This window comes from Bacillus sp. N6, assembly GCF_052805735.1.
In genome coordinates, this window is the sequence record NZ_CM127843.1 from 1,177,153 (window position 1) to 1,192,907 (window position 15,755).

Annotated in this window: 19 protein-coding genes; 12 read left to right on the forward strand and 7 right to left on the reverse strand. The window is 35.7% G+C overall.

All coding sequences use genetic code 11. The annotated features are described in order from the left end of the window. Window positions 1-10 precede the first annotated feature (10 nt). From ACUXVC_RS06075 to ACUXVC_RS06085, 3 genes are all read right to left on the reverse strand, one after another. Window positions 11-763 carry a class I SAM-dependent methyltransferase gene (locus ACUXVC_RS06075; RefSeq protein ID WP_095691224.1) on the reverse strand — a complete coding sequence of 251 codons (753 nt, stop codon included), beginning with the start codon at window positions 761-763 and terminating at the stop codon, window positions 11-13. 183 nt (window positions 764-946) lie between these two features. Then, entirely contained in the window at window positions 947-1,792 is an 846-nt protein-coding gene (locus tag ACUXVC_RS06080; protein ID WP_098126002.1) for a TylF/MycF family methyltransferase, read from the reverse strand. Between the two features lie 122 nt (window positions 1,793-1,914). After that, on the reverse strand, window positions 1,915-2,775 hold the full coding sequence (locus ACUXVC_RS06085) for a collagen-like protein (RefSeq protein ID WP_144465543.1): 861 nt from the start codon (window positions 2,773-2,775) through the stop codon (window positions 1,915-1,917). A gap of 165 nt (window positions 2,776-2,940) precedes the next feature. Here ACUXVC_RS06085 and ACUXVC_RS06090 point away from each other — a divergent pair, with 165 nt between their 5' ends. The 10 genes from ACUXVC_RS06090 (at window position 2,941) to ACUXVC_RS06135 (ending at window position 11,043) form a co-directional block, all read left to right on the forward strand. Further along, entirely contained in the window at window positions 2,941-4,038 is a 1,098-nt protein-coding gene (locus ACUXVC_RS06090; RefSeq protein WP_078401509.1) for a glycosyltransferase, read from the forward strand. A 211-nt stretch (window positions 4,039-4,249) separates the two neighbouring features. Further along, window positions 4,250-4,939 carry a class I SAM-dependent methyltransferase gene (locus tag ACUXVC_RS06095; protein ID WP_001078430.1) on the forward strand — a complete coding sequence of 230 codons (690 nt, stop codon included), beginning with the start codon at window positions 4,250-4,252 and terminating at the stop codon, window positions 4,937-4,939. Then, window positions 4,936-5,622 carry a glycosyltransferase family protein gene (locus ACUXVC_RS06100; RefSeq protein WP_001271180.1) on the forward strand — a complete coding sequence of 229 codons (687 nt, stop codon included), beginning with the start codon at window positions 4,936-4,938 and terminating at the stop codon, window positions 5,620-5,622. Before ACUXVC_RS06095 ends, ACUXVC_RS06100 begins: the two co-directional genes overlap by 4 nt. A 14-nt stretch (window positions 5,623-5,636) precedes the next feature. Further along, on the forward strand, window positions 5,637-6,317 hold the full coding sequence (locus tag ACUXVC_RS06105; RefSeq protein WP_000651524.1) for a glycosyltransferase family protein: 681 nt from the start codon (window positions 5,637-5,639) through the stop codon (window positions 6,315-6,317). Window positions 6,318-6,331: 14 nt separating this feature from the next. After that, window positions 6,332-7,069 (forward strand): sugar phosphate nucleotidyltransferase, encoded by a 738-nt coding sequence (locus ACUXVC_RS06110; protein ID WP_000676160.1) that lies wholly within the window; start codon window positions 6,332-6,334, stop codon window positions 7,067-7,069. A gap of 8 nt (window positions 7,070-7,077) precedes the next feature. After that, window positions 7,078-7,623 carry a dTDP-4-dehydrorhamnose 3,5-epimerase gene (gene rfbC / locus ACUXVC_RS06115; RefSeq protein ID WP_088024967.1) on the forward strand — a complete coding sequence of 182 codons (546 nt, stop codon included), beginning with the start codon at window positions 7,078-7,080 and terminating at the stop codon, window positions 7,621-7,623. 15 nt (window positions 7,624-7,638) lie between these two features. Next, window positions 7,639-8,610: a dTDP-glucose 4,6-dehydratase gene (gene rfbB / locus ACUXVC_RS06120; protein ID WP_016082449.1), complete on the forward strand. Its 972-nt coding sequence runs from the start codon at window positions 7,639-7,641 to the stop codon at window positions 8,608-8,610. A gap of 12 nt (window positions 8,611-8,622) precedes the next feature. Then, entirely contained in the window at window positions 8,623-9,477 is an 855-nt protein-coding gene (gene rfbD / locus ACUXVC_RS06125; RefSeq protein ID WP_000664653.1) for a dTDP-4-dehydrorhamnose reductase, read from the forward strand. Between the two features lie 108 nt (window positions 9,478-9,585). Further along, complete coding sequence (gene fabI, locus ACUXVC_RS06130) at window positions 9,586-10,356, forward strand: enoyl-ACP reductase FabI (RefSeq protein ID WP_098976215.1); 771 nt, start codon at window positions 9,586-9,588, stop codon at window positions 10,354-10,356. 141 nt (window positions 10,357-10,497) lie between these two features. After that, window positions 10,498-11,043 (forward strand): spore coat CotO family protein, encoded by a 546-nt coding sequence (locus ACUXVC_RS06135; protein WP_080117245.1) that lies wholly within the window; start codon window positions 10,498-10,500, stop codon window positions 11,041-11,043. Window positions 11,044-11,091: 48 nt separating this feature from the next. On the opposite strand, the gene exsY is transcribed toward ACUXVC_RS06135, so the two are convergent. After that, window positions 11,092-11,556, reverse strand: a complete 465-nt coding sequence (gene exsY, locus ACUXVC_RS06140; protein ID WP_001277739.1) for an exosporium assembly protein ExsY — start codon at window positions 11,554-11,556, stop codon at window positions 11,092-11,094. Window positions 11,557-11,681: 125 nt separating this feature from the next. Between exsY and ACUXVC_RS06145 the strand changes: the two genes are divergently transcribed. Both ACUXVC_RS06145 and ACUXVC_RS06150 read left to right on the forward strand, forming a co-directional pair. Further along, the gene (locus ACUXVC_RS06145; RefSeq protein WP_000899664.1) at window positions 11,682-12,041 is read left to right on the forward strand and encodes a DUF1360 domain-containing protein; all 360 of its coding nucleotides are present in this window, start codon (window positions 11,682-11,684) and stop codon (window positions 12,039-12,041) included. Between the two features lie 101 nt (window positions 12,042-12,142). After that, entirely contained in the window at window positions 12,143-12,328 is a 186-nt protein-coding gene (locus ACUXVC_RS06150) for a hypothetical protein (protein WP_029948404.1), read from the forward strand. 75 nt (window positions 12,329-12,403) lie between these two features. Here the strand turns inward: ACUXVC_RS06150 and exsF are convergent, their stop codons facing one another. The 3 genes from exsF to ACUXVC_RS06165 all read right to left on the reverse strand — a co-directional run bounded on the left by exsF (window position 12,404) and on the right by ACUXVC_RS06165 (window position 15,751). Next, window positions 12,404-12,907 (reverse strand): exosporium protein ExsF, encoded by a 504-nt coding sequence (gene exsF / locus ACUXVC_RS06155; protein WP_000492943.1) that lies wholly within the window; start codon window positions 12,905-12,907, stop codon window positions 12,404-12,406. Window positions 12,908-13,074: 167 nt separating this feature from the next. Further along, the gene (gene cotY, locus ACUXVC_RS06160) at window positions 13,075-13,542 is read right to left on the reverse strand and encodes a spore coat protein CotY (RefSeq protein WP_001277719.1); all 468 of its coding nucleotides are present in this window, start codon (window positions 13,540-13,542) and stop codon (window positions 13,075-13,077) included. Between the two features lie 142 nt (window positions 13,543-13,684). Next, window positions 13,685-15,751, reverse strand: coding sequence for an ATP-dependent helicase (locus ACUXVC_RS06165; RefSeq protein WP_000191194.1), 2,067 nt, complete (start codon window positions 15,749-15,751; stop codon window positions 13,685-13,687). Window positions 15,752-15,755 lie beyond the last annotated feature (4 nt).

Sequence of the window (15,755 nt, forward strand, 5' to 3'; positions counted from 1 at the left end):
TAACTTCCTTTCAGAAGCTTTTTTTTGTAAGAACAATATCTTGGTAACTTGTATATTCATGTCTGCCGCACCATAAACCGTAATGCGGCTTATTGATTATTTCTAGGCCGTACTTATTCAATAGATTGCAAATATCTGTCTCAGGATAAGCAACTGCGAAATTCGGAATATCTTTATTTACAACGTAGCAATTTTCGATTCGATGATAAAAACCTAATGTACTTTGTCCTGCATTTAAATAATAGGACGATTCAGGGTTTATAAGAAAGAATGTAATGAAACATCTCCCGTCTTTTTTTAATACACGTACAATTTCAGATACGTAATGTTCTAATTCTTTTGGGAGAAGATGTGTAAATACAGAAGTTAAAAAGATAAAATCGAATGTTTCGTCTTCATAGGGAAAACGATATTGAGAGGCATCTTCTTTTCCTTCCGGATTATAGAATTGATTGTATATGTCAACATGTTCAAAGTGAAAATTATTACGCATAGTTGAAATGTTATTTTGACACCAAGTAATTCCATCTTTAAACAAATCAAATCCATAATACGCTCCATCATCATTTAAGTAATTCATTAATGGTACAGCCATTCGGCCGACGCCGCAGCCTACATCTAATACTTTTTCATTTGATTTTAAAGCGCCAATTTGAATAAAATGCTTTAGGAACTCTTTTCCAACTTTTTTGAAGTCGCCACCTACATATTGGACGAGTTCAGGAGGGGGGAGTAAAGTCATTTCTTTGTTAAGTTCGCTCATGAGTATACCCCTTTCTTGTATGAGAAGATGCAGTAAATCTATTAATAAAATTTTCAATTTGTAGTGAGAGAACACAGGAAAACAATTGTTATATGTAAGGAGATTCCGAAAAAGAATACTTAATTGGATTAGAAGTGAGAGAAGGATGAGTGAAAATAGAATCTCCTATAGATTAAATCTTTTTTATTCTTTTCTCCAATAAACGCCAAATACATCAATTTTAGTAATAGGGGCTTTTAAATTTCGTTGCTTTCTAAAGTCTGTGACAGCCTCAGCGCATGGTGGTAGCCCGTAGTCATCGATAATTATATAGCCACCTTTAGAAACTTTATCATATAAGTTCATGAGACCATCCATGGTGGATTCGTACATATCACCATCAAGCCGTGCAATTGCTATTTTTTCAATTGGTGCTGTTGGTAAAGTATCTTTAAACCAACCTTTTAAAAATTTCACTTGATCATTTAGTAAATCATATTTTTTGAAATTCTCTTGTACTTGTTCTAAAGAGACGCGTAAGTAATCGAATGTGTGTAAATAATCACCGTAATCTCTTGGATATTGTTCTAGATTCGGTGCTGGCAAACCTTCAAATGAATCTGCAACCCACACATTACGGTCCGTAATGTTGTTTGCTTGTAAAAAACCATTCATAAAAATGCATGATCCTCCGCGCCATACGCCTGTTTCAATAAAATCACCTTCTATATTTTCACGAACAACGGTTTCCATTGCCTCTTGTAATTGGTTCATACGTTCTCGACCAATCATGCTATGTGCTGCTCTTGGCCAATCCATTCCATCATGACGTTCACTTTTTGAGACATTTGGTTTTACAATTTTTAAGTTATGGTTTTCGGCATATTGCTTAATGAATAAAGGGAGAGGGACTGTAACTGGTTCGAATTCTAGTTCTTTCGAAATATGTAGAGATGCGGGTAAGTATGCCTCATATTCTAACCATATTTCAAATAAAATGGTCTTCTTTAGCAATTCGAGATAAAGCTGAACAGCAGATTTACTTTCCATATTTGTGCCTCCTGCAAAATGTCATACAACAATATGATTATGTAGATAGCGAATGTTTCATGATTGAATTTGAAATTGAAAAAGCAGTAAAACTGATATCAGTTTTACTGCTAAGTAAAAAATTAAGCGATTTTTTCAATAATAATAGATGCATTTGTACCAAGAGCTAATGATAGTCCAAGCCCTGTAACGATTACTTCAATTAATGATGGAGTTGTCGTAATTTGCGTAATTGCTTGAACAACGATAGGTGCTCCAACTGAGATTAAAGTGGCCCCAGTACCTGGAACAGATACCCCATTTACTTGGATTGTAAGTCCTCCTAATAGACTTACTGCTGCAGTGTATACGATAACAGTGATTTTATAGAATCCAGTTTGACTAATTACGAAAGTATCAGGATCTAATTGAGAAATTGCTGTACCAAACTGAGATCCAACAGTATTAAATGGTATTGGAGCATTAAGTCCAATATCCAAAGAAATCCCAGCGGAGTTAAATGCATACAATCCTGCTGGAAGCCCTAGTCCGGATGGTCCAGTAGGCCCCGTAGCCCCAGTGTTACCAGTAGGCCCCGTAGGTCCCGTAGCTCCAGTGTCACCAGTAGGCCCCGTAGGTCCAGTAGCTCCAGTGTCACCAGTAGGCCCCGTAGGTCCCGTAGCCCCAGTGTCACCAGTAGGCCCCGTAGGTCCAGTAGCTCCAGTGTCACCAGTAGGCCCCGTAGGTCCCGTAGTCCCAGTGCCACCAGTAGGCCCCGTAGGTCCAGTAGTCCCAGTGCCACCAGTAGGTCCAGTAGGCCCAGTAGGCCCCGTAGGTCCCGTAGGCCCAGTAGGCCCAGTCGGTCCGGTCGGTCCAGTAGGCCCAGTCGGAAGGGTAAACGGTGGTATCGGTGGTAATGTTGGTCCTACAAGATTAGGGTCAAATGCACTAGCTGATAAAGATTCATCGGGATTTAATCCATCTGAATAATTATTATTTGACATAAATTCACCTCCATAAAGCGTTCATTATATAGTAGATGCAAAACCGAAAGAAAATGACACGGACATTTGAATTATTGAAAAGAAATCTTAAACTACTTGAACAATTTAAAAAAATGGAAAGTTTAGTATATGTCTAACATATGATTGATTTGGAAGAGGGTGATTATGTTGAACAAGCAAGGAATTACAATCAGTTTATGTATGATTGTTCGAGATGAGGAGGAGACAATAGCCCGTTGTTTAGACACAGTTGAGAAAATTGTGGATGAAATTATAGTAGTTGATACAGGTTCCGTCGATCGAACGAAAGAAATCGTAGAGAAATACACTTCTAACATATATGATTTCCAGTGGATTGATGATTTTGCAGCAGCAAGAAATTTTTCTTTTTCAAAAGCGACGCAAGAGTATATATTGTGGCTAGATGCAGATGACGTATTATTAGAAGATGCTCAAGAAGCATTGAAACTTTTAAAAAGAGAATTAGATCCTAAAATTGATGCTGTTTCGATGCCTTATCATCTTGCAATGGATTCTAACGGGAAACCTTTATATTGTACAAAAAGAAATCGACTTGTAAAGCGTGAAAAACAATTTCAATGGTTTGGAAAGGTTCATGAGTATTTAGCTATTTCTGGTGAGGTTTTTAGTAGTAATGTTGCTATTACACATAAAAAAGAAAAAAAAGTAACAAATCGTAATTTGAAAATTTTTCAAAATACTGTAGCGGCAGGTGAAGAATTAAGTCCGAGAGATTTATTTTATTACGCAAATGAATCTACGGATAACCAAAAATATGATGATGCAGTTCTTCTATATGAAACATTTCTTAATCAAGACGAAGGATGGTATGAAGAGAAAATTTATGCATGTGGTAAGTTAGGAGATTGCTATGCAAAGCTCGGAATGTGGGAGAAGGCAATCGAATCCTGTGTGAAGTCGTTTCGGTATGACGTCCCTAGAGGAGAGAATTGTACAAGAATAGGATATATATATATGGAACAAGAAAAATATAATGAAGCGATATTTTGGTTTAAACTTGCTACGGAAGTACCAATGGCAACGGAAAGCCCTTTCCATAGTCCAGCTAGCTACACATGGCTACCCTATTTACAAATGTGTATTTGTTATAGCAGGTTAGGGGAGCAGGATAAAGCGTATTATTACAATGAATTAGCAGCTTCTTATGTTCCGAATAATGCTGCAATTGAATATAACCGTAAATATTTTCGGGGAGTTTTTGATAAACCATATAAAGTGTAATAGGTTTCGTTTTTTAGAAATGATTTATCGCTATTCTAACTCTAATAGATTGGTTATATATTAGAGTATCAGTAACGTAACCAATATAAATAAAAGATTTTATACTGCTATTTGCGGGCTAATAATCATTGGGGGATGAAAAAAATCTGCACTTTATAGAATTCATATGAGATTTATATTTCTAATTCAATTTGCATAAGGAGTGTGTGAAATGAATCGCGAAAAAAGTTCTTTATATGAAGAAAAATCCGAGCATTATTATAATGCAGCGAATCCGAATTTATTAAAGCATATAAAAAAGGAATGGAAAGAAGTTCTTGATATTGGTTGCTCGAGCGGTGCATTGGGAGCGGCTATTAAAGAAAATGGTACACGTGTATCAGGAATTGAGGCATTTCCAGAGGCGGCAGAAAAAGCGAAAGAAAGACTAGATCATGTTATTTTAGGGGATATAGAAAAAATAGATCTTCCTTATGAGGAGGGGCAATTTGATTGCGTCATATTTGGGGATGTATTAGAGCATTTATTTGATCCGTGGGCTGTAATAGAAAAAGTAAAGCCATATATAAAGCAAAATGGTGTGATTTTAGCAAGTATACCAAACGTTGCTCATATTTCAGTATTAGCTCCCTTACTTGCTGGAAATTGGACGTATACAGAATATGGTTTATTAGATAAAACACATATTCGTTTCTTTACATTCAATGAAATGCTAAGAATGTTTTTAAAAGCAGGATATTCAATTAGTAAAGTAGATCGTGTATATGTTGATCATAAAATGTATGAACCACTTATTGAGGAGTTATATGGAATTTGTAAAAAATATCGTCTTGGAAGTGGCTTCATGGCTGAGACAGTTGTATTTCAGTATATTATTGAAGCTGAAAAATCACAATTATGAGTGCTGCAGACAAAACAATATTATTTGTTACATGTATAAATGATCGGAAATTGTATGCAAACTGCGTGCGACATATATTGCAATTGTTAGTACCGCCAGGATATATTGTCCAATTTATGCCGATTCGAAATGCGAAAAGTATGACGAGTGGATACAATCAAGCCATTTCGCATCCAGCAAAGTATAAAGTGTATATACATCAAGATGTTTTTATTATAAATAGAGCCTTTTTATACGGATTACTTCAATTATTTGAGGAACATGAACATCTTGGTATGATTGGGATGGTTGGAGCGCAATATGTTCCTCCAACTGGTGTATGGAACGAAGGGCGTGGAATTGTAGGAAAGGTCATTGGTTATATGAATGATTTGTTTTATATGGCAAGTTTAGAACAACCGTATCATGAATCAAAAACATTTATTCCTGTAGAATGTATTGATGGTTTATTAATGGCGACACAATATGATGTTCCGTGGCGAGAAGACTTATTTGACGGATTTGATTTTTATGATGTATCTCAATCGTTTGAATTTAAAAAAGCAGGATATACAGTTGGTGTACCTGTACAGCGCGATGCTTGGTGTATCCATTATCATTTTGATGTGAATATGACGAACTATGAAAAGTATCGAAAAATATTTGTGGAACACTATATGTCAGATATAAATAAGGAAGAATAAAAGGGGGGACAAAAATGAAAGATCATACAATATTAGTCGTTGTTTGTGTAAATAATGAGGAGCTTTTCAAACAATGTGAGAGCCAAATAAGAAACATTTTTGTTCCCCCTGGTTATGTCGTACAAATTTTTCCGATACGAGATGCACAAAGTATGGCGAGTGCATACAACCGAGCCCTTTCATATCCAGCGAAATACAAAGTGTATATACATCAAGATACATATCTTATTAATCGAGACATGTTTTCTACACTTATATCTCTTTTTAAAGAAAATGAAAAGCTTGGTTTAATAGGAGTCGCTGGAGCTCAGTTTTTACCGAATAACGGGATATGGTGGGAAGGAAAAAATTTAGTAGGGAAAGTGATTGAGTATAGAAGACAGAATTATCAATTATTAAATTTAGATCAGGTTTTTTATGGTAATCAACCATTTTTGTCAGTTCAGGCAATTGATGGTTTATTCATGGCAACGCAGTATGATATTCCGTGGCGAGAAGATTTGTTTCAAGGGTTTCACTTTTATGATGTGTCACAGTCTTTAGAGTTTCAAAGGGCTGGTTATTTAATCGGTATCCCAAACCAAGCAAATTTATGGTGTATTCATTACAACGGGGATGAGTTTGATGCGGATACATATGAGAAGTACCGGAAAGTGTTTGTAGAACATTACAAAGATATATTATCTCCATCATAAAGGAGAGATGTAAAGTGAAAGGAATTATTTTAGCAGGTGGTACTGGATCGAGATTATATCCAATAACGAAAGTAACGAATAAACATTTACTTCCTGTTGGCCGGTATCCGATGATTTATCATGCGGTATATAAGCTAAAACAATGTGATATTACAGATATTATGATTATTACAGGTAAAGAGCATATGGGGGATGTTGTTAGCTTTTTAGGAAGTGGTCATGAATTTGGCGTGTCCTTTACGTATCGTGTGCAAGATAAAGCAGGCGGTATTGCACAGGCGTTAGGGCTTTGTGAAGATTTCGTCGGGAATGATCGTATGGTAGTTATATTAGGGGATAATATTTTTTCAGATGATATTCTTCCGTATGTTGAAGAGTTTGCAAATCAAAAAGAAGGTGCGAAAGTGCTATTGCAATCTGTAGAAGATCCCGAAAGATTTGGCGTAGCACATATTCAAAATCGAAAAATAGTTGAAATTGAAGAAAAGCCGAAAGAGCCGAAAAGTTCTTATGCGGTTACGGGAATTTATTTGTATGATTCGAAAGTCTTTTCTTATATTAAAGAATTAAAACCTTCTGCACGGGGAGAACTTGAAATTACAGATATAAATAATTGGTATTTAAAACGAGGGGTACTTACTTATAATGAAATGAGCGGCTGGTGGACTGATGCGGGAACTCATGCTTCGCTTCAAAAGGCGAATACGTTAGCGCGAGATATTAACTTTGGGAAACAGTTTAACGGAGAATAGGTGAGAATATGAAAGTTATAGAAACAAATTTTACCGATGCAAAATTGTTAGAACCGAGGTTATTTGGAGACGAGCGTGGTTTTTTTTCAGAGAGTTATAATAAGCAGGTGCTAGAAACATTAGGGATTACGTATTCATTTGTACAGGATAACGTATCTTATTCGGCTAAGGCTGGAACGATTCGAGGACTACACTTTCAAAAAAAACCGAAAGCACAAACGAAACTCATTCAAGTTATGCAAGGGGCAATTTATGATGTTATCGTTGATTTACGAAAAAAATCACCAACATTTAAACAATGGAAAGGGTATATTTTAAGTGCAGATAACCATCGGCAATTACTAGTGCCAAGAGGGTTTGCACATGGATTTTGCACGCTTGTCCCGCATACTATCGTTATGTATAAAGTAGATGAATATTATAGCGCAGAGCATGACTCTGGATTACTTTGGGAAGATAAAGATTTAGCAATTCCTTGGCCAGTAACCGATCCTATATTGTCTGGTAAGGATCAGATATTACCATTATTAGAGGAATATGAAGATAGTTTTTAAGTAGGAGCGTTGTTTATGAATATATTAGTAACAGGTGGGGCTGGATTTATTGGAAGTAATTTCGTTCATTACATGCTACAAAGTTATGAAACATATAAAATTATTAATTACGATGCATTAACATATAGTGGAAATTTAAATAACGTAAAATCTCTTCAAGATCACCCGAATTACTCTTTTGTAAAAGGAGAAATTCAAAATGGAGAGCTATTAGAACACGTTATAAAAGAGCGAGACGTACAAGTGATTGTAAATTTTGCAGCTGAATCACATGTGGACCGTAGTATTGAAAATCCGATTCCTTTTTATGATACAAATGTAATTGGGACGGTCACTTTATTAGAACTAGTTAAAAAATATTCGCATATAAAACTTGTGCAAGTATCAACGGATGAAGTGTATGGCTCTTTAGGGAAAACAGGGAAGTTCACAGAGATAACGCCGTTAGCTCCAAATAGTCCATATTCTTCCAGTAAGGCGAGCGCGGACATGATAGCTTTATCTTACTATAAAACCTATCAATTACCGGTTATAGTAACGCGTTGTTCTAACAATTATGGGCCGTACCAGTATCCAGAAAAATTAATTCCGTTAATGGTTACGAATGCACTGGAAGGAAAAAAACTACCGTTATATGGTGATGGTTTAAATGTAAGAGATTGGTTACATGTAACGGATCATTGCAGTGCGATTGACGTTGTTCTGCATAAGGGACGTGTAGGAGAAGTATATAATATAGGTGGAAATAATGAAAAAACAAATGTAGAAGTTGTGGAACAAATTATTACTCTTTTAGGAAAAACAAAAAAAGACATTGAATATGTTACAGATCGTTTAGGGCACGATCGTCGTTATGCGATTGATGCAGAGAAAATGAAGAATGAATTTGATTGGGAACCGAAATATACGTTTGAACAAGGATTACAAGAGACGGTGAAATGGTATGAAAAGAATAAGGAATGGTGGAAACCACTAAAAGACCAGTAAGGGGCATGTTAAATGAAAGAGAGGGTTATCATAACAGGAGCAAACGGTCAATTAGGAAAGCAACTATTTGAAGAGTTAGATTCTGAAGAATATGATATATATCCATTTGATAAAAAGTTATTAGATGTGACAAATATATCCCGAATACAACAAGTGGTACAAGAAATAAAACCACATATAATTATTCATTGTGCTGCTTATACGAAAGTAGATCATGCGGAGAAAGAACAGGATCTTGCATATAGAATAAATGCAATCGGAGCTCGAAATGTAGCGGTTGCTTCACAATTAGTAGGAGCGAAGCTAGTTTATATTAGTACTGATTATGTATTTCAAGGTGCCAGACCAGATGGATACGACGAATTTCATAGTCCAGCGCCGATAAATATATATGGAGCCTCTAAGTATGCAGGGGAGCAGTTCGTCAAAGAGTTACATAATAAATATTTTATCGTTCGCACATCGTGGCTATATGGTAAATATGGAAATAATTTTGTGAAAACGATGATGAGATTAGGAAAAGAAAGAGATGAAATATCTGTTGTAGCGGATCAAGTTGGCTCGCCTACGTATGTGGCGGATTTAAATATGGTTATTAATAAGCTCATTCATACTTCTTTATACGGTACATACCACGTATCAAACAGAGGCTCATGCTCTTGGTTTGAATTTGCACAAAAGATATTTTCGTATGCAAATATGAAAGTGAATGTATTACCTGTTTCAACGGAAGAATTCGGGGCTGCAGCTGCGAGGCCAAAATATTCTATCTTTCAACATAACATGCTACGATTAAATGGTTTTTCACAAATGCCTTCTTGGGAAGAAGGATTAGAGCGTTTTTTTATAGAAACCAAAAGTCATTAACAAATTTCTGTTAATGACTTTTTTGTTTGCCTTTAAGCGGTTTTATGGTACTATAATTATAGTATCAGGTACTAATAACAAGTATAAGTATTTCTGGGAGGATATATCATGGAACTATTACAAGGGAAAACATTTGTTGTTATGGGCGTTGCGAACCAAAGAAGTATTGCATGGGGAATTGCTCGCTCTTTGCATAATGCAGGTGCAAAATTAATATTCACATATGCAGGAGAACGTTTAGAAAGAAATGTTCGTGAATTAGCGGACACATTAAAAGGACAAGAATCACTTGTATTACCTTGTGATGTAACGAATGATGAGGAACTTACAGCTTGCTTTGAAACAATTAAACAAGAAGTAGGTACTATTCACGGTGTAGCACATTGTATTGCTTTTGCAAATCGCGATGACTTAAAAGGTGAATTTGTAGATACTTCTCGCGATGGATTTTTACTTGCACAAAATATTAGTGCATTCTCTTTAACAGCTGTAGCAAGAGAAGCGAAGAAAGTAATGACAGAAGGCGGAAATATTTTAACATTAACATACCTTGGCGGCGAGCGCGTTGTGAAAAATTATAACGTTATGGGTGTTGCGAAAGCTTCATTAGAAGCGAGCGTGAAATATTTAGCGAACGATTTAGGTCAACATGGTATTCGCGTCAACGCTATTTCTGCAGGACCAATTCGTACGTTATCTGCAAAAGGTGTAGGCGATTTCAACTCAATCTTAAGAGAAATTGAAGAGCGCGCACCACTTCGTCGTACAACAACTCCAGAAGAAGTTGGCGATACAGCAGTATTCCTATTCAGTGATTTAGCACGTGGAGTAACAGGAGAAAACATTCACGTTGATTCAGGGTATCATATCCTAGGATAAATATAATATTAATTTTTAAAGGACAATCTCTAAATGCTGAGATTGTCCTTTTTATTTGTTCTGAGAAAGAACGATTTTTAACGAAAGTTCTTACCACGTGATGAATATAACTATAATAGTACACGATTTATTCAGCTACGTATGGAAGTGGGAGGGACGAGTGTGAAGAATAAAAATAAAAGTTCAACAGTTGGAAAACCGTTGTTATATATTGCGCAAGTAAGTTTAGAACTTGCTGCACCGAAAATAAAAAGGATTATCCTGACAAACTTTGAAAATGAAGATCAAAAAGAGCAAAGTAATAGACAAGAAAATATTGTAAGCAGTGCTGTGGAAGAGGTATTAGAGCAAGAACAACAAGAAGAGCAGCAAGTGGAAGAAAAAATAGAAGAAGAGGAAAAAGAAGAACATGCAGAACAAGAAGAGCAAGAACCAGAACCAGTAAGAACTGTCCCGTATAATAAATCATTTAAGGATATGAATAATGATGAAAAAATTCATTTTTTACTAAACCGCCCTCATTACATTCCGAAAGTAAGGTGCAGAATAAAAACAGCTACAGTTTCTTATATTGGATCGATCATATCGTATCGTAATGGCATTGTATCTATTATGCCGCAAAATAGTATGAGAGATATTAGGTTGTCTATAGATGATATCCAATCGATTAGTATGGCCGGCTTTTAAATATGTAAAGGTGGTAGAAAGCTTCTACCACCCCAATAGTTTTTTAGTTTACTTTACGATAGAAACATCGCGTAAGCATTGAATCGCACAGAAACAGCTTAAATCAACAGTAAGGCAAGTAGTTGTCGATATTAATCTTGCATTTGGTACAGCTAAAAACGTACAAATTGGATCGTCACCAGGTGGTACCGGAGTACCGTCACCTAATACTACAGTTAATACACGTAGCACAGCACAGCTATCATCATCTACGCTTTCCACACGGAAAATTGGAGATCGGCAGCTAGTAAGGCTTGCTGATGGTGCAAATGCTTCAAAAGGTTCTCCAGTTTTTGTGTATAAAATAAAAGGGCGTGTATTTGCTACTGATGCAGTATTATGTGCACCTAAGAATGGGATTTCACAACCAGATCCACATGTTGTTGTAGAACAATCTTGTAATTCATTGATGAATTTTACAACGTCAACTACACAATGAGAAGAGCCATGGTGTTTATTTTCGTTACAACTCATTAATGTCACTCCTTATCTTCTTGTTTGTATTTACATTAATAAGATATTGGAGTCGAGGAGATTTGGTCACAATCTCAAGACCTTTTTTTTTAAATAGGCGAAAGAGGATAAGGGAAGGTGGAATTATGCTGTTTACAAGCTGGCTTTTATTTTTTATTTTTGCGTTAGCTGCTTTTAGGCTCACTCGTTTAATTGTATATGATAAAATAACAGCCTTTTTGCGAAGACCATTTATTGATGAATTAGAGATTACGGAGCCGGATGGAAGTGTATCAACGTTTACAAAAGTTAAAGGTAATGGATTAAGAAAGTGGATTGGCGAATTATTAAGCTGTTATTGGTGTACAGGTGTATGGGTTAGTGCTTTTTTATTAGTTTTATATAATTGGATTCCTATCGTTGCGGAGCCGTTACTTGCATTATTAGCCATTGCAGGAGCAGCAGCAATCATTGAAACAATTACAGGATATTTTATGGGAGAATAATATATTTTCATAATACGAGAAAAAGCGGAGTTTAAAAGAATGAGGGAACGGAAATAAAGAGTTGTTCATATAGTAAATAGACAGAATTGACAGTAGAGGAGATGTTTGCTGTGAGCAATAATCCAAGGCAAAATTCATATGACCTGCAGCAGTGGTATCATATACAGCAACAACACCAAGCACAACAACAGGCATATCAAGAACAATTACAACAACAAGGATTTGTGAAGAAAAAGGGCTGCAATTGTGGGAAAAAGAAGAATACAATAAAACAATATGAAGAATGAAACACTCATGCTACTGTGAGTGTTTTTTATTATATATAAAAAGCGGTATTTCTGTATTAGAAATACCGCTTTTTACTAACTAATTTGTGCAACTGTTAATGCTGCTGCGCGGATGTCTACAGTTCCAATTAACTGAACTGGCACAATTTGAATTAAGTCACCAGGATTTAAGTTAATAAGAATAACACCACTGGATACATCTACTTCACCAGTACCAATAACGTTAGAACGAACTGCTGTACCTGATCCAGGAATAATGTTAGCTGGCGTATTTAATGATAAGAAGAAACGACCAGCTTCTGGTGCAGTAGGTACGTTATCAAGACTAATTGTTAATGTATAACTGATTTGATAAATACCAGCTCGTAGAATTCGAATGCCATCTCCGACACTTACTGTATCGTTGATTACAGGAACAGTAATATTTGGATTTGGACTTACGCTAGGTAATAATAGTGGTGTAAATAGTGAAGCAAACTGAGGTGCAGAAGCATTGAAAGCAAAACCAAAGGCAGGTAGTGTACTAGCTGGCTTCGCCTCACAATCAATTTTAGTAAATTCGCAATCAGAAGAGAACATGTTTTTCACTCCTTTATCTGTTTCTACTTTCAGTTAATGAAAAGGACAGGTTCTATGTTCTAGACAAGTTCCCAATTTTAAGAAATTTACATAATAATACTCTTTAAGCATGGATTGGGTGGCAGATAATTCTGCCACCCAATCCATGCTTAAATCAGTATTTAGTTTTATATAGAAACATCGCGTAAGCATTGAATCGCGCAGAAGCAACTTAAATCAACAGTAATGCAAGTGGAGGTTGATATTAGTCTTGCATTTGGTACAGCTAAAAACGTACAGATTGGGTCGTCACCAGGTGGTACAGCGGTACCATCACCTAAAACTACAGTTAATACACGCAATACAGCACAGTCATCATCATCTATACTTTCTACGCGGAAAATAGGAGATCGGCAACTAGTAAGGCTTGAAGATGGTGCAAATGCTTCAAAAGGTTCTCCAGTTTTTGTGTATAAAATAAAAGGACGTGTATTAGCTACTGATGCATTGTTATGTGCACCTAAAAATGGAACTTCGCAACCAGATCCACATGTTGTCGTTGCACATTCTTGTAGTTCATGTATAAAACGAACAACATTCGATACACAGTTGAAATCACACTCATGTTGATGATCTTCATTACAATTGCAGCTCATTATGTTCACTCCTTCTCGTGAGTTCTGACATACACTATTACAATATGAGTGGGATATGGTTGATATTACGTTAATTCTTATGATAAAAATAAGGAATTTATATAGGAGGGATGTACATAACGCATTATAAAAAAAGACATCCTTATTTAGTGGATGTCTTTTCAGGTAAATCTTTTCGCACAGTATATAAAAAACGAGATATATCTAATTTCTTTCCTCTGAAAAATTGCGGAGAAGAAATGTAAAGTTCTTCTTTCGCACGTGTAATGGCGACATAAAGTAATCGGCGTTCTTCTTCTAATGCTTCAGAAGTTTCCGTAACACGATCATTTGCATCTTTTAAAGAAGAAGTATGCGGCAGGATCCCATCACTCGCTCCAAGTAAAAAGACACATGGAAATTCAAGGCCTTTTGCGTTATGAATTGACATAAGTGAAACTGCATCTTTTTGCGGCATTGTTTTTAATGCTTCCATTTCTTTTTGACCTTGAATCGCTTCGTCAATAAATTGTAAATAAGCTGGAATATCGGTGAAACGAGTTGCAGACTCCATTAATTCTTCCAACATTTCTTCTTGTATGTCTTTATGCATCGTAAAGGAAGAGCGATCGTTACTTTGTAAGTACTCTAAATATTTTCCTTTACCATGAATGATTTCTTTTAATGCTTTTTTCGGTTCTAATTCTTTAATAAATTTAATAAAATCAATACGCTCATTTACCTTTTTCACTTGAAAAGGTTTTAAGCTCGGATTTAATAATAAGAAATGAAGAAGAGAAGGAAAACGGCCTTCACCATATTTCCATTGTTCACGCTCAATAAATGAAATACAATCATCACGTCCGATATACATCGTCGGCAATATGTTTGAAAGTGATTCTAGTCGAAACGGCTCAATCACGAGTCTTAAATGATCTAATACAGGCTTAATTAAAGAATGTTCATAAAATGATTGGCTCGCCCCGTGTTTAATAAACGGGATTTTATGAATGGTAAGCTGATCAAGTAACGAACGGCTTACAGAATGTGTGCGATACAGTAAACAAAAATCTTTATAATTTCGTTCACCGCTATCCACTTTTTCTTGAATGAGCTGTAAAATTTGATTTGCTTCATCAAGAGTCGTAGCAGGTCTTGCATAAAAAGGTTGTACACCTTCCTCCCGAACGGAGTATAGCTCTTTATCAAAACGTTCTTGATTTAATTTTATAACTTCATTTCCAAGCCCGACGATAAAGGGATTGGATCGATAATTCGTATTTAGTGCAATAATTGTTGTGTTATCAAATTCTTTTGGAAAAGATAAAATAATTTGGTGACTTGCCCCTCGCCAGCCATAGATAGCTTGATCATCATCACCTGCGATGAACAAATTATTTCTTGGTGTGGCTAACAATTTTACAATTTCATATTGTGCATACGATGTATCTTGAAACTCATCTACTTCAATGTAGTGAAAACGTTGTTGTAATTGAGTTAGTAAAGGAGCATTATTTTCTAACATATAATATGTTTCCAATAAGATGTCATCGAAATCAATATAATTGTATCGTTGTTTTACTTCTTCAAAACGTTCATATACTTCTTTAAATTCTTGTTCCACTGGTGTTTTCGCTTTTACATCTTTCGGACGATTTAATTTGTTTTTCTCAAGTGAAATCATCGCGAGTATCGTTTCCGCATCGTAATCGTCTTTTAAACGCAATTCTTTTAAGATTTTCTTTATCATAATTTGTTTATGTTTTTCATTTGCTAAAATTTGCTGATTATACCCTTGACTACGAAGCAATTTTAAGAAAACAGAGTGGAATGTACCAGCAACAACATAGCTACTTGCTGCATGATTCATACCTGGTAACTTCGCAACACGACTTCGGATTTCTTCAGCTGCTTTTTGTGTAAATGTAAGTAATAAAATATTTCGTGGATGAACTTGTTTTACATTTACTAAATAACCAACGCGAGTTGTTAAAACAGATGTTTTCCCGCTTCCAGCACCAGCTAGTGTGAGAACAGGGCCTTCTGTTGTGCGCACGGCTTCTAATTGTTTTTCATTTAAAAAAACATTTTGTTGTTCGAGAGCGCGGAAATAAGCCGCATCTACATCTTCTTCCATAATTAAATGGGTAGATGTTTTCGGAATATGATATGTCGCACGCGGGATATCGGCGTGTGTTAACGATTTTTGTGAAAATTTTTCTTGTGTCATATGT

What these genes read in the sequence shown, in the direction of transcription:
- exsY (WP_001277739.1), bottom strand. Translation starts at nt 11,556, where the DNA reads ATGAGTTGTAACGAAAATAAACACCATGGCTCTTCTCATTGTGTAGTT.
- ACUXVC_RS06100 (WP_001271180.1), top strand. Translation starts at nt 4,936, where the DNA reads ATGAGTGCTGCAGACAAAACAATATTATTTGTTACATGTATAAATGAT.
- ACUXVC_RS06135 (WP_080117245.1), top strand. Translation starts at nt 10,498, where the DNA reads ATGGAAGTGGGAGGGACGAGTGTGAAGAATAAAAATAAAAGTTCAACA.
- ACUXVC_RS06095 (WP_001078430.1), top strand. Translation starts at nt 4,250, where the DNA reads ATGAATCGCGAAAAAAGTTCTTTATATGAAGAAAAATCCGAGCATTAT.
- fabI (WP_098976215.1), top strand. Translation starts at nt 9,586, where the DNA reads ATGGAACTATTACAAGGGAAAACATTTGTTGTTATGGGCGTTGCGAAC.
- ACUXVC_RS06150 (WP_029948404.1), top strand. Translation starts at nt 12,143, where the DNA reads ATGTTTGCTGTGAGCAATAATCCAAGGCAAAATTCATATGACCTGCAG.
- rfbD (WP_000664653.1), top strand. Translation starts at nt 8,623, where the DNA reads ATGAAAGAGAGGGTTATCATAACAGGAGCAAACGGTCAATTAGGAAAG.
- ACUXVC_RS06085 (WP_144465543.1), bottom strand. Translation starts at nt 2,775, where the DNA reads ATGTCAAATAATAATTATTCAGATGGATTAAATCCCGATGAATCTTTA.
- exsF (WP_000492943.1), bottom strand. Translation starts at nt 12,907, where the DNA reads ATGTTCTCTTCTGATTGCGAATTTACTAAAATTGATTGTGAGGCGAAG.
- cotY (WP_001277719.1), bottom strand. Translation starts at nt 13,542, where the DNA reads ATGAGCTGCAATTGTAATGAAGATCATCAACATGAGTGTGATTTCAAC.
- ACUXVC_RS06090 (WP_078401509.1), top strand. Translation starts at nt 2,941, where the DNA reads ATGTTGAACAAGCAAGGAATTACAATCAGTTTATGTATGATTGTTCGA.
- ACUXVC_RS06080 (WP_098126002.1), bottom strand. Translation starts at nt 1,792, where the DNA reads ATGGAAAGTAAATCTGCTGTTCAGCTTTATCTCGAATTGCTAAAGAAG.
- ACUXVC_RS06145 (WP_000899664.1), top strand. Translation starts at nt 11,682, where the DNA reads ATGCTGTTTACAAGCTGGCTTTTATTTTTTATTTTTGCGTTAGCTGCT.
- ACUXVC_RS06105 (WP_000651524.1), top strand. Translation starts at nt 5,637, where the DNA reads ATGAAAGATCATACAATATTAGTCGTTGTTTGTGTAAATAATGAGGAG.
- rfbB (WP_016082449.1), top strand. Translation starts at nt 7,639, where the DNA reads ATGAATATATTAGTAACAGGTGGGGCTGGATTTATTGGAAGTAATTTC.
- rfbC (WP_088024967.1), top strand. Translation starts at nt 7,078, where the DNA reads ATGAAAGTTATAGAAACAAATTTTACCGATGCAAAATTGTTAGAACCG.
- ACUXVC_RS06165 (WP_000191194.1), bottom strand. Translation starts at nt 15,751, where the DNA reads ATGACACAAGAAAAATTTTCACAAAAATCGTTAACACACGCCGATATC.
- ACUXVC_RS06075 (WP_095691224.1), bottom strand. Translation starts at nt 763, where the DNA reads ATGAGCGAACTTAACAAAGAAATGACTTTACTCCCCCCTCCTGAACTC.